9 protein-coding genes are annotated in these 12777 nt (G+C 66.3%); 7 read left to right on the forward strand and 2 right to left on the reverse strand.

Annotated features, from left to right (window positions below):
- The first annotated feature begins 35 nt into the window (after positions 1–35).
- Positions 36–1391 (forward strand): bifunctional UDP-N-acetylglucosamine diphosphorylase/glucosamine-1-phosphate N-acetyltransferase GlmU, encoded by a 1356-nt coding sequence (gene glmU / locus K410_RS0118910; protein ID WP_028136333.1) that lies wholly within the window; start codon positions 36–38, stop codon positions 1389–1391.
- Positions 1392–1399: 8 nt separating this feature from the next.
- Here glmU and K410_RS0118915 read toward each other — a convergent pair whose 3' ends face one another.
- Entirely contained in the window at positions 1400–1618 is a 219-nt protein-coding gene (locus K410_RS0118915; RefSeq protein WP_028136334.1) for a hypothetical protein, read from the reverse strand.
- 222 nt (positions 1619–1840) lie between these two features.
- On the opposite strand from K410_RS0118915, the gene glmS reads away from it, so the two are divergent.
- From glmS to panE, 4 genes are all read left to right on the forward strand, one after another.
- Complete coding sequence (gene glmS / locus K410_RS0118920) at positions 1841–3667, forward strand: glutamine--fructose-6-phosphate transaminase (isomerizing) (RefSeq protein ID WP_028136335.1); 1827 nt, start codon at positions 1841–1843, stop codon at positions 3665–3667.
- Positions 3668–3752: 85 nt separating this feature from the next.
- On the forward strand, positions 3753–4523 hold the full coding sequence (locus K410_RS0118925) for a DUF502 domain-containing protein (RefSeq protein WP_028136336.1): 771 nt from the start codon (positions 3753–3755) through the stop codon (positions 4521–4523).
- A gap of 106 nt (positions 4524–4629) precedes the next feature.
- On the forward strand, positions 4630–5487 hold the full coding sequence (locus tag K410_RS0118930) for an NAD(P)-dependent oxidoreductase (RefSeq protein ID WP_028136337.1): 858 nt from the start codon (positions 4630–4632) through the stop codon (positions 5485–5487).
- Positions 5488–5724: 237 nt separating this feature from the next.
- Positions 5725–6654 (forward strand): 2-dehydropantoate 2-reductase, encoded by a 930-nt coding sequence (gene panE / locus K410_RS0118935; protein ID WP_028136338.1) that lies wholly within the window; start codon positions 5725–5727, stop codon positions 6652–6654.
- Here panE and recG read toward each other — a convergent pair.
- Complete coding sequence (recG, locus tag K410_RS0118940) at positions 6651–8759, reverse strand: ATP-dependent DNA helicase RecG (RefSeq protein ID WP_028136339.1); 2109 nt, start codon at positions 8757–8759, stop codon at positions 6651–6653. The genes panE and recG overlap by 4 nt on opposite strands.
- Before the next feature lie 184 nt (positions 8760–8943).
- On the opposite strand from recG, the gene K410_RS0118945 reads away from it, so the two are divergent.
- Both K410_RS0118945 and mfd read left to right on the forward strand, forming a co-directional pair.
- Positions 8944–9234, forward strand: coding sequence for an FAD assembly factor SdhE (locus K410_RS0118945; RefSeq protein ID WP_028136340.1), 291 nt, complete (start codon positions 8944–8946; stop codon positions 9232–9234).
- Positions 9231–12749, forward strand: a complete 3519-nt coding sequence (mfd, locus tag K410_RS0118950) for a transcription-repair coupling factor (protein ID WP_028136341.1) — start codon at positions 9231–9233, stop codon at positions 12747–12749. Before K410_RS0118945 ends, mfd begins: the two co-directional genes overlap by 4 nt.
- Positions 12750–12777: the final 28 nt, after the last annotated feature.

A 12777-nucleotide genomic window follows, 5' to 3' on the forward strand; every position in this document is an offset into this window, starting at 1 on the left:
GCGCCATTTGATTCGGCCGAACCGACAGGATTTCGATGACCGCCCGTTCCAGCCTCACGATCGTGCTCGCCGCCGGCGAAGGCACGCGCATGCGTTCGAGCCTGCCGAAAGTACTGCATCCGGTCGCTCACGCGACGCTGCTGGCCCACGTGCTCGGCGCGGCGCCGAAGGGAACCGGCAGCGCGCTCGCGGTCGTGATCGGTCCGGACCATCAGGCGGTCGCGGACGAGGCGAAGCGCATCCGGCCCGACGCGCTCATCTTCGTGCAGGCCGAGCGGCTCGGCACCGCGCATGCGGTGCTGGCGGCGCGCGAGGCCATTGCGCGCGGCGCCGATGATCTGCTGATTGCCTTCGGCGATACGCCGCTGATCTCGGCCGAGACCTTTGCGCGGCTGCGGGCGCCGCTCGCCAAGGGCGCCGCGATCGCCGCGCTCGGCTTCCGCGCCGCCGATCCCGCCGGCTACGGCCGCTTCATCGTCGAGGGCGAACGCCTGGTCGCGATCCGCGAGCAGGCTGATGCGAGCGCCGACGAGCGCAAGATCGATCTGTGTAATGCCGGCGTGATGGCGATCGACGGCCGCCGGGCGCTTCAAATCCTTGAGCAAATCGGCAATGCCAATTCCAAGGGCGAATATTATCTGACCGACGCGGTCGAGATTGTCCGCAAGCAGGGATGGGAGTCCGTGGTGATCGAGACCAGCGAGGACGAGGTGCGCGGCATCAATACCAAGGCGCAGCTCGCCGAGGCCGAAGCGGTGATGCAGGCGCGGCTGCGCAAGGCGGCGATGGAGGCCGGCGTCACGCTGATCGCGCCGGAGACGGTTTATCTCGCCGCCGACACCGTGTTCGGCAAGGACGTGACCATCGAGCCGTTCGTGGTGATCGGCCCCGGCGTCTCGATCGCCGACGGCACCGTGATCCATTCCTTTTCGCACATCGTGCAGACCACGCTCGGCAAGAACGTCTCGATCGGCCCCTATGCGCGGCTCCGGCCCGGCACCTCGCTCGGTGACGGCGCGCGGATCGGCAATTTCGTGGAGACCAAGGCGGCGACGCTGGAGGCCGGCGTCAAGGTCAACCATCTCTCCTATATCGGCGATGCCACGGTCGGCGCCAATTCCAACATCGGCGCCGGCACCATCACCTGCAACTACGACGGCTTCAAGAAGCACAGGACGGAGATCGGGCAGGGCGCCTTCGTCGGCACCAATTCATCGCTGGTCGCGCCGGTCAGAATCGGCAACGGCGCCTATATCGGCTCGGGCTCGGTGATCACGCGTGACGTGCCCGATGACGCCATGGCGCTGGAGCGCAACCAGCAGACCATCCGGGAAGGCGGCGCGGCGCGCTATCGTGAGCTGAAGACGGGCGGCAAGAAGTCGGAGACGTGAGCCTTCCGCTATTCTTCGTCGGCGAATTCGGAGAAGATCGCGCGGGTCAGGCGCCAGCCGCGCGGCGTGGCGCGCTTGACCGGTTCGCCTTCCGGATGCTTCATGAAGACGGGCTTGCTTTCCTTGCCGCGCTGGGGCGGCGGCCAATGTGCGAGATGCGTGCCCGTGGTCTCGCTGGCGCGCATGTACATCGATGACATACCCTTGCGGTCGGATGAGCCTTTCATGGCCTTGTTCTCCTGAGACGGAATCGTTGGCCAAATATGTTGACAACAAGTTAATGCACGCGGTTTAAGGCCGGCCAATTCGACGCAGGCCAAGTCGAAGGATGCGGTCCGTGCTGTCTCAATCCGCAATAATTATTGAGTATCTGGTTCCTTGCGAACTTCGCTAAAAACCGGACGCGTCGTTTAGGCGATTTTTCGACGATTTGGGGGATAGTGATCCGCATGTGCGGGATTGTCGGCATTCTCGGGCGCGAGCCGGTTGCAGAGCAGCTGGTGGATTCGCTCAAACGTCTTGAATATCGCGGTTACGATTCGGCGGGCGTCGCCACGCTCGAAGGCAGGCACCTCGAGCGCCGCCGCGCCGAAGGCAAGCTGAAGAACCTGGAGAAGCGGCTGGCAGCCGAGCCGCTGAAGGGCACCACCGGCATCGGCCACACCCGCTGGGCCACCCATGGCAAGCCGACCGTCAACAACGCCCATCCGCACGCGACCGAGCGCGTCGCCGTGGTCCATAACGGCATCATCGAGAATTTCCGCGAGCTGCGCGAGGAGCTCGAGAAGAAGGGCGCGGTGTTCAACACCGAGACCGACACCGAGATCGTGCTGCATCTGGTCGACGACCTGCTCGCGCGCGGCAACAAGCCGGTGGAAGCGGTGAAGCTGGCGCTGGGGCGGCTGCGCGGCGCCTTCGCGCTCGGCTTCATCTTCGCCGGCGACGACGACCTCATGATCGGCGCCCGCAATGGTCCGCCGCTTGCGATCGGCTATGGCGACGGCGAGATGTATCTCGGCTCCGACGCCATCGCCCTCGGCCCGTTCACCGACACGATCAGCTATCTCGAAGACGGCGACTGGGTCGTGCTGACCCGCAACAGCGCTGATATCTTCGACAAGGACGGCAACGCCGTCCAGCGCGACAAGATCAAGCACGCCGCCTCGACCTCGCTGGTCGACAAGGCCAATTACCGCCACTTCATGGCCAAGGAGATCCACGAGCAGCCGGAAGTGGTCGGCCACACGCTGGCGCGCTACGTCGACATGGCGAGCGAACGCGTCGCGCTGCCGGTCGAGTTGCCGTTCGATTTCAAGAACGTCCAGCGCATCAACATCACGGCGTGCGGCACCGCGAGCTATGCCGGCTATGTCGCAAAATACTGGTTCGAGCGCTTTGCGAGGCTGCCGGTCGAGGTCGATGTCGCCTCCGAATTCCGCTACCGCGAGGCGCCGCTGCGCAAGGGCGATCTCGCCATCTTCATCTCGCAATCCGGCGAGACCGCCGACACACTGGCGGCGCTGCGCTATGCCAAGGCCGAGGGCGTGCACACGATCGCCGTCGTCAACGTGCCGACCTCGACGATCGCGCGCGAGAGCGAGACCGTGCTGCAAACGATGGCCGGGCCCGAGATCGGCGTCGCCTCGACCAAGGCCTTCACCTGTCAGCTCATGGTGCTGGCCAATCTTGCGATCGCGGCCGGCAAGGCGCGCAGCCAATTGTCGGGCGAGGACGAGACCAAGCTGGTCCACGGGCTCGTCGAGATTCCGCGCTTGATGGCGGATGCGCTCACCATCGAGCCCCAGATCGAAAAGCTCGCGCACAGGATCGCCAAGTCGCGCGACGTGCTCTATCTCGGCCGCGGCACCAGCTTCCCGCTGGCGCTCGAAGGCGCGCTGAAGCTGAAGGAGATCTCCTACATCCACGCCGAGGGTTATGCCGCCGGCGAGCTCAAGCACGGGCCGATCGCTCTGATCGACGAGACCATGCCGGTCGTCGTCATTGCGCCACACGACCGGGTGTTCGAGAAGACGGTATCCAACATGCAGGAGGTCGCCGCGCGCGGCGGCAACATCATCCTGATGACCGACGCCAAGGGTGCCGCCGAGGCAACGGTCGAATCCCTCGTCACCATCGTCATGCCGGACATGGCGGCGGCGTTCACGCCGATGGTCTATGCCGTCCCGGTGCAGCTGCTCGCCTATCACACGGCTGTCGTCATGGGCACCGACGTCGACCAGCCGCGTAACCTCGCGAAGTCGGTGACCGTGGAATAGTCAGGGCGGGATATCGGCCGGTCGTGGTCTTCCAAAATCTGCTAGAAGACCCTAGCTTGTGTGCTGCGACCGACCTGGAACCCGAATGACCCCCCGCGACGACGCGCCTGCGCCTCTTGATCCCCTCCCGGAACCGCATACCGGCCTGATGGGCCGCTTCCGCAATTATTTTCTCACCGGCCTCGTGGTCACAGGGCCGATCGCGATCACGCTGTATCTGGTCTGGTGGTTCGTCACCTGGGTCGACGGCGTGGTGCGGCCGTTCGTGCCGCTCGCCTATCGGCCGGAAACCTATCTGCCCTATGTCATTCCCGGCTGGGGGCTGGTTGTCGCATTCTTCACGCTGACGCTGGTCGGCTTCCTCGCAGCCAATCTGATCGGCCGCACCCTGGTCGATGTCGGCGAAACGTTCCTCGGCCGGATTCCGGCCGTGCGGGCCATCTACCGGGGCCTGAAGCAGGTGTTCGAGACGCTGTTCTCGGGCAAGGGCTCGAGCTTCCGCAAAGTCGGCCTGGTCGAGTTTCCCTCGCCGGGCATGTGGTCGATCGTGCTGATCTCGCAATCGCCGAACGAGGACATTGCGCGCAGCCTGCCGGGGCAGGAGGAGCACGTCTCGGTGTTCCTGCCGTGCTCGCCGAACCCGACCACCGGCTTCTTCTTCTATGTTCCGAAGAGCAAGATCATCGAGGTCGACCTCACGGCCGAGGATGCCGCGACGCTGATCATGTCGGCCGGCGTGGTGCAACCCGGCTCGGCCCCCGATTCCAAGAAGGCGGCGGCACTTGCGGGCATGGCGCATGCCGCGCGCATCGCCAATGCGTCGGCGATCCAGCCCGAGCCTGCGAAGGTGGAGTAGAGCCATTCCGCTGCGGGATGGCGTCGGTCACGCGCGCATTGGCATCCTCTGCTAGTCTCCCGTCGAGCCGAGCGTCCTCGCTCGGCGTTCGATGCGGAGTTGCATGATGTCCAAGACCATTGCGATCCTCGCGCCCGGCGCCATGGGCAGCGCCGTCGCCCGCCGTCTTAGCGAGCATGGCGCGCGCGTGTTGACGTCCCTGACCGGGCGGAGCGAGGCGACGCGCACACGCGCAGCAGACGCCGGCATGATCGGTGCCGATGACGATGCGATCGCTGCCGCCGACATCATTCTTTCGATCGTGCCGCCGGGCGAAGCCGTCGCGCTGGCTGAGCGGCTGGCGGCGCTGATCGTCAGGCGCGAGCACAAGCCGATCGTTGTGGATTGCAACGCCGTCAATGTCGACACCGTGCGTGGGATCGAACAGATCATCGGCTCGGCGCAGGCGCCGTTCGTCGATGCCGGCATCATCGGCTTTCCGCCGCAGCCGGGCGGCAAAAGTCCTGCGTTCTACGTGTCCGGCGAGCACGCCGGGGATGTCGCGGTGCTGAAGGAGTTCGGGCTCGACGTGCGCATCGTGGAGGGCCCGGTCGGCGCCGCCTCGGCGCTGAAAATGTCCTATGCCGGCATCGTCAAGGGCCTCGCCGGCATCGGCTCGGCCATGGTGATCGCGGCAACCAAGGCTGGCGCCGCCGATGCGCTACGCGACGAACTGGCACTGAGCCAGCCCGCGATCCTGGCGCGGCTGGAAGTCGCGCTGCCGGACATGATTCCGAAAGCCTATCGCTGGGTCGCGGAAATGCGGGAGATCTCCGGTTTCCTCGGCCCCGATCATCCGGCCAGCCAGATCTACGAGGGCTTCGCGCGCTGGTTCGAGCATCTGGCGGATGATGCGAAGGGCGAAGCGGTGGATGCGGAGCTGATGAAGGCGTTTGCCGCGGCCACCGCGCGGAAGCAGACCTGACGTGCCCACGTTCGCTCCTGCAAGGTTTGCGGTTGCGGTGTGCGGGTCTCTATCCACACGTCATTGCGAGCCAACGGGTCCGCGCGAAGCGCGGCCCGATGACAGGCTCCGCGAAGCAATCCAGAGTCCCTCCGCGGAAAGATTCTGGATTGCTTCGCTGGCTCGCAATGACGGGGAGGAGACGCTGCGGAGCCCATCTGCTACTATGTTTGCGGTTGTTCTGAGACGGGAGTTCGAATGAGAGTGCTGGTGATCGGCGCTGGCGCGCTCGGCGGCTATTATGGAGCTTGCCTGGTTCGAGCGGGCCGCGACGTGACCTTCCTGGTGCGCGGGACGCGCGCGGAGCAATTGCGCCGGGACGGACTAAAAGTCATGAGCCCGCACGGCGATTTCACTGTGCAGCCGAAGATCATCCTGGCGAATGATCTCGAGGAAGCATTCGACGTCGTGCTCGTCGGCGTCAAGGCCTACTCGCTCGATGACGCGATGAGCCAGTTTGCGCCCGCCGTCGGTGCTGACACGATGATCCTGCCGATCCTGAACGGATTGAAACATCTCGACGCTCTCGTCGCAAGGTTCGGCGCCGCTCGCGTCCTCGGCGGTCTCGCCAATGTCAGTGCCGGGCTGGATGCGGAGGGCCGGGTCGTCCACTTCATGGCCAACCAGACCATCGTCTTCGGCGAGATCGAGGGCGCCCTGAGTGAACGCGCGCTCGCGCTGGAGACATTGTTCGATGTTCCCGGCATCGACGTGCGCGCCAGCGAGGCGATCACGCAGGACATGTGGGAGAAATTCGTTCAGCTCTCGACGATCGCGGGGATCACCTGCCTGATGCGCGCAAGCATCGGCGACATCCTGGCTGTGCCCAACGGCGAGCAGTCCATTTTCCGCCTGTTCGCCGAATGCTGCGCCGTTGCGACGGCATCGGGATATGAGCCGCGTGCGCCGTTCATCGAGTTCGATCGCAAGCTGTTCACGACCCTCGACTCGCCGCTGAAGGCTTCGATGCTGCGCGATATCGAACGCGGCTCGATGACCGAGTGCGAGCACATCCTCGGCGACATGGCGAACCGAGCCCGGACCCTGGGCATCGAGACGCCGCTACTGGATCTCGCCCGCGCGCATGTTGCGGCCTACGAAGTTGGGCGACGACGGGCCGCGAGCTAGCCCGCCCCGATCAGCGGGATCGCCTCGTCCCGCTCGTACAGATACAGCAGGCACCGCAGCGCCTCGCCGCGTTCGCCCTTGAGCTTGGGATCGTCCTTCAGGATGCGCAGCGCCTCGTCTCTCGCTTGGGAGATCAGCTGCCCGTGCACCTCCGGACGCGCGATGCGGTAGCCGGGCAGGCCGCTCTGGCGCACACCCAGGACGTCGCCTTCGCCGCGCAGCTTCAGATCTTCCTCGGCGATGCGGAAACCGTCAGTGGTCTCGCGGATCACTTTCAGCCGCGCCTTCGACATCTCGCCGAGCGGCTCAGAATAGAGCAGGATGCAGGTCGAGGCCTCCGAGCCGCGCCCGATGCGGCCGCGCAGCTGGTGCAACTGGGCAAGGCCAAAGCGTTCGGCGTTCTCGATCACCATGATGGTGGCGGCGGGCACGTCGACGCCGACTTCGACCACGGTGGTCGCGACCAGGAGCCCGATCTCGTGGGCGGCGAACTGGCCCATCACGCGGTCTTTTTCCGTGCCCTTCATCTGGCCGTGAACGAGCCCGACGCGATCGCCGAAACGCTTTTGCAGGCTCTCGAAACGCTTGGTCGCGTTGGTGAGGTGTTCGGTGCCCTCGGCCTCGGACTCCTCCACCAGCGGACAGATCCAGTAGACCAGTTTTCCCGCCTGCAAGGCCCGGCCGACGCCGTCCATGACCTCGCCGAGCCGGCTCATGGCGACGGCGCGGGTGTCGATCGGCTGCCGGCCGGCGGGCTTCTCGCGCAGCTCGGAGATGTCCATGTCGCCGAAATAGGTCAGCACCAGCGTGCGCGGTATCGGCGTGGCGCTGAGCACCAGCACGTCGACGGCTTCCCCCTTGGAGGTGAGCGCGAGGCGCTCGCGCACGCCGAAGCGGTGCTGCTCGTCGACGATGGCAAGCGCGAGGTCGTGGAAGGTCACATCGTCCTGGATCAGCGCATGGGTGCCGACCAGCAGGTCGATCTCGCCTGCGGCGAGCTGCATGACGATCTCGCGCCGCTCCTTGCCTTTCTCGCGGCCGGTGAGGATCGCAACGCGCATGCCGGCACGCTCGGCGAGCGGGGCGATGGTCTTGACGTGCTGGCGCGCCAGGATTTCGGTCGGCGCCATCAGCGCGGCCTGCTTGCCGACCTCCGCGACCGCGGCGGCCGCGAGCAGCGCCACGACTGTTTTGCCCGAGCCGACGTCGCCCTGGAGCAGGCGCAGCATGCGCACCGGCTGTGTCAGGTCCTCGGCGATGGCCGCCGCGGCGCTGCGTTGCGAGGGTGTGAGCGCGTAGGGAAGGGCGTCGATGATCTTGTTGCGCAGATGCCCGTCGCCGGCATTGCGCACGCCGGCGGGGCGACGCAATTGCGCGCGGATCAGGGCGAGCGCGAGCTGGCCGGCCAGCAGCTCGTCAAAGGCGAGGCGCGACCAGAACGGTTGGTCGGGCAGGATGTCCGTCAGCTCGACCGGCTGGTGCACGCGATTGAGCGCTTCGGTGATCGGCGGGAAGTTGCAGCGCCGCAGCACCTCCGGGCTGATCCATTCCGGCAGCGCCGGCAGCTTTTGCAGCGCCTGCGCGATCGCGCGGCGGAGCGAGCCGAGTGCGAGGCCTTCGGTGAGCGGATAGACCGGGTCTATCCCGGAGAGTTTCGAGATCGCCTCCTCGTCCAGCACGCGGTCGGGATGCACGATTTGCGGGATGCCGTCGTACATCTGCAGCGTGCCGGAGACGTAGCGCTTCTCGCCGACCGGCAGCAGCTTTTCGACATAGCCCGGCTTGGCGCGGAAGAAGGTCAGCACGACGTCGCCGGTGTCGTCGCTGGCATAGACCAGATACGGCGCGCGTGAATTGCGCGGCGGAGGCGGGCGGTGACGGTCGACAACGACCTCCAGCGTCACCATGGTTCCCTGCACCGCGTCGCGGATCTTTGGCCGCGCCCGGCGGTCGATCACCTGGCTCGGCAAGTGTAGCAGCAGATCGACCAGCCGCGGCGTCTCGCTGCGGCCGAGCAGGTATTGCAGCAGCTTGTCCTGCTTCGGACCGACGCCGGGCAGGCTGGTCACGGCAGCAAACAGGGGATTGAGCAGACTGGGGCGCATGAGGTGAATCTAGGATCGTTTCGGCCCGTGATGCCCGGCTTTGTGCCGGGCATCCACGTCTTTTTTCGTACCCCGTGCCGGCTGCGGGGCCATGCCAAATCGAGGGCTGACACGGCCACCCCGAATGGCTATATCACCCCGGCCCGGCACGTCCGGGCTTTCTGCGTTTGACTGGATTTAAGACATGACGGGAACGACACGATCGAGCAGCGGGCTGGACGATCGCCGCAAGCGGCTTTTGTTCCGATGCTGGCACCGCGGCACGCGCGAGATGGACCTGATCCTCGGCCGCTTCGCCGATGCCGAGATCGGCAATCTGTCGGAGGACGAGCTGACACAGCTCGAGACGCTGCTCGATGTCAACGATCCTGATCTCTATGCCGCCATCAGCGGCGACAAGATGCTGCCGGCTGATGTCACCGGCGCGCTGTTCGCCCGCATCAAGGCCTTCCCGATCCCGGAACGCGACGCATGAAGCAGGGGATGAAATCGCCGGCCGAGCTGCTTGCGCCCGGCCGGGCGCTGACGCTTGCCAACGTCGCGGAAGGCGCCGAAGGCCTCGTCGTCTCCGATCTGGCCCGCGCCATCGCGGCGCGGCCGAAGAAGCCGGCCGTCAGCCTTGCCGTGGTCTGCCGCGACGGTCCGCGCATGCAGCAGCTCGAACGCGCGCTGCAGTTCTTCGCGCCCGATCTGCCTGTTCTGACCTTCCCGGCCTGGGACTGCCAGCCCTATGACCGCGTCTCGCCGCATGGCGGCATTCTGGCGCAACGCCTGACGACATTGGCCCGGCTTGCCTCGCTCACCGGGAGCGACAAGCCGCTGATCGTGCTGACCACGGTGAACGCCGCCGTGCAGCGCGTGCCCGCGCGCGAGCTGGTCGCGGCGCAGGCGCTGTCGGTGGCCCCCGGCAATGTCGTGCCAATGGACACCATCGTCGCCTGGCTCGAGCACAATGGCTACAACCGCTCCTCGACCGTGCGCGAGCCCGGCGAATATGCCGTGCGCGGCGGCATCCTCGATCTGTTTCCGGCCGGCCTCGAGCAGCCCGTCCGCTTCGATTTCTTTGGCGACAGCCTGGAATCGATCCGCTCCTTCGACGCCGAGACCCAGCGCACGCTGCTCGATATGCGCTCGCTCGACCTCGTGCCGGTCTCGGAATTCCAGCTGGTCACCGACACCATCCGCCGCTTCCGCATGGGCTACGTTGCCGAGTTCGGCGCGCCCGAGCGCGACGATGCGCTGTATGAGGCGGTCAGCGAGGGCCGCCGCCATCCGGGCATGGAGCACTGGCTGCCGCTGTTCCAGGACCGCATGGACACGCTGTTCGACTATCTGCAAGGCGCGCCGATCGCGATCGAGCCGCAGGCCGAGGATGCCGTCCGCGAGCGCTTCAAGCAGATCCAGGACTATTACGAGGCCCGGCGCGATGCGATGGAGCATCCCGCAGGCGGCGCGATCTACAAGCCGCTACCGCCGGACCGGCTTTATCTCACCGGCGAGGAATGGACCAAGCGCGAGAGCGAGATGCCGCTGGTGCGGTTGACGCAGTTCTCGGTTCCGGCTGACGGGACCGGTGTCGTCGACGCCGGTGCGCGCAAGGGCCGCGACTTCGCGCCGGAGCGCAACGATGCCAAGGTCAACGTGTTCGAATCCGTGGTCGGTCACGTCATGGCGCTGCAGGCCCAGCGCAAGAAGGTGGTGATCGCGCTGTGGAGCGAAGGCTCGCGCGACCGCATGACCTCGATGCTGCGCGACCACAAGCTGGCCCATACCACCAGCGTCAATTCCTGGCGGACCGTGCAGGCGACCCCGCGCAACGAGACCATGCTCGCGGTGCTCGGCCTGGAGAGCGGTTTCGAGACCGACGAGATCGCTGTCATCAGCGAGCAGGACATCCTGGGCGACCGCCTGGTGCGGCCGCGCAAGGCGAGCCGCAAGCTCGACAATTTCATCTCGGAAGTGACGAGCCTGGCCGCCGGCGACATCGTCGTTCATGTCGACCACGGCATCGGCCGCTTCATCGGCCTGCAGACGCTCGATGTCGCCGGTGCGCCTCACGACTGCCTCGAGCTGCACTATGCCGCCGAGACGAAGCTGTTCCTGCCGGTCGAGAACATCGAGCTGCTGTCGCGCTACGGCTCCGACCAGACCAGTGTCGAGCTGGACCGGCTGGGCGGCGGCGGCTGGCAGACCCGCAAGGCCAAGCTCAAGAACCGCATCCGCGAGATCGCCGGCGAATTGATCAAGATCGCGGCCGCGCGCCATCTGCACGAGGCGCCCAAGCTCCCGGTGCAGCCCGGCCTCTACGACGAGTTCTGCGCACGCTTCCCCTATGACGAGACCGAGGACCAGCTCGGAGCCATCGAAGCCACGCTGAAGGACCTCGAGCTCGGCCGCCCGATGGACCGGCTGATCTGCGGCGACGTCGGCTTCGGCAAGACCGAGGTGGCCTTGCGCGCGGCGTTTGCCGTCGCGCTCGAGGGCAAGCAGGTCGCGGTCGTGGTGCCGACCACGCTGCTGGCGCGCCAGCACGCCAAGACCTTCACTGAGCGCTTCAAGGGCTTCCCGGTCAACGTGGCGCAGGCTTCGCGCCTGATCCCGACCAAGGAGCTGACCCAGGTCAAGAAGGGCATCGCCGACGGCTCGGTCGATATCGTCGTCGGCACCCACGCGCTGCTCGGCAAGGCGATCAAGTTCCGCGACCTCGGCCTCGTGATCGTCGACGAGGAGCAGCATTTTGGCGTCACCCACAAGGAGCGGCTCAAGGCACTACGCTCCGAGGTGCACGTGCTGACGCTGTCGGCGACGCCGATCCCGCGCACGCTGCAACTCGCGCTCACCGGCGTGCGCGAGCTCTCGATCATCGCCTCGCCCCCGGTGGACCGGCTCGCGGTGCGCACCTTCGTCGCTCCGCACGATCCGCTGATGATCCGCGAGGCCTTGCTGCGCGAACGCTATCGCGGCGGGCAGGCGTTCTACGTGGTGCCGCGCATCGACGACCTCGCCGAGGTCAAGGACTTCCTCGACAAGAACGTGCCGGAGATGAAGGTCGCGGTCGCGCACGGCCAGATGCCGCCCGCGGTGATCGAGGACATCATGACCGCGTTCTACGACGGCAAGTTCGACATCCTCTTGTCGACCACGATCGTCGAGTCCGGCCTCGACATTCCCAACGCCAACACGCTGATCGTGCACCGCGCCGACATGTTCGGCCTGGCGCAGCTCTATCAGCTGCGCGGCCGCGTCGGCCGCTCCAAGCTGCGGGCCTATGCGCTGTTCACGCTGCCGGCGCAGCAGAAGATCACGGCGCAGGCCGAGCGCCGGCTCACCGTGCTGCAATCGCTGGAGACGCTCGGCGCCGGCTTCCAGCTCGCTTCCCACGATCTCGACATCCGCGGCGCCGGCAACCTGCTCGGCGAGGAGCAGTCCGGCCACATCAAGGAGGTCGGCTTCGAGCTCTATCAGTCGATGCTGGAGGAGGCGATCGTCAACCTCAAGGCCGGCGTCTCCGAGCCCGCCGCCGATCGCTGGTCGCCGCAGATCACCATTGGCATGCCCGTGCTGATTCCGGAGGACTATGTCGGCGATCTCTCGGTGCGGCTGTCGCTGTACCGGCGCCTCGCCGATCTCGACACCGAGGAGGAGATCGAGAATTTCGGCGCGGAGATGCGCGACCGCTTCGGCGTGCTGCCCGACGAGGTGCGCTACCTGTTCAAGGTCGCCGCGATCAAGGCGTTCTGCCGCAGGGCCAATGTCGAGAAGATCGACGCCGGCCCGAAGGGCGCCGTCATCGTCTTCCGCGACAATTCCTTCGCCCATCCCGATCGCCTCGTCAGCTTCATCCGCAGCTACGGCCAGGCCGCCAAGGTGCGCCCCGACATGAAGGTGGTGTTCTTGCAGGATTGGGAGACCCCGGAGGAGCGCCTCGCCGGCACCACCGAGATCATGCGGCAGCTGGCGCAGCTCGCCGAGAGCAAGAAGGCGGCGTGAGGCGGGGTGCCGTAGGGTGGATTAGCCG

This window comes from Bradyrhizobium sp. 22, from assembly GCF_000482425.1.
Lineage (GTDB): Bacteria > Pseudomonadota > Alphaproteobacteria > Rhizobiales > Xanthobacteraceae > Bradyrhizobium > Bradyrhizobium japonicum_B.

What these genes read in the sequence shown, in the direction of transcription:
- glmU (WP_028136333.1), top strand. Translation starts at nt 36, where the DNA reads ATGACCGCCCGTTCCAGCCTCACGATCGTGCTCGCCGCCGGCGAAGGC.
- K410_RS0118915 (WP_028136334.1), bottom strand. Translation starts at nt 1,618, where the DNA reads ATGAAAGGCTCATCCGACCGCAAGGGTATGTCATCGATGTACATGCGC.
- glmS (WP_028136335.1), top strand. Translation starts at nt 1,841, where the DNA reads ATGTGCGGGATTGTCGGCATTCTCGGGCGCGAGCCGGTTGCAGAGCAG.
- K410_RS0118925 (WP_028136336.1), top strand. Translation starts at nt 3,753, where the DNA reads ATGACCCCCCGCGACGACGCGCCTGCGCCTCTTGATCCCCTCCCGGAA.
- K410_RS0118930 (WP_028136337.1), top strand. Translation starts at nt 4,630, where the DNA reads ATGTCCAAGACCATTGCGATCCTCGCGCCCGGCGCCATGGGCAGCGCC.
- panE (WP_028136338.1), top strand. Translation starts at nt 5,725, where the DNA reads ATGAGAGTGCTGGTGATCGGCGCTGGCGCGCTCGGCGGCTATTATGGA.
- recG (WP_028136339.1), bottom strand. Translation starts at nt 8,759, where the DNA reads ATGCGCCCCAGTCTGCTCAATCCCCTGTTTGCTGCCGTGACCAGCCTG.
- K410_RS0118945 (WP_028136340.1), top strand. Translation starts at nt 8,944, where the DNA reads ATGACGGGAACGACACGATCGAGCAGCGGGCTGGACGATCGCCGCAAG.
- mfd (WP_028136341.1), top strand. Translation starts at nt 9,231, where the DNA reads ATGAAGCAGGGGATGAAATCGCCGGCCGAGCTGCTTGCGCCCGGCCGG.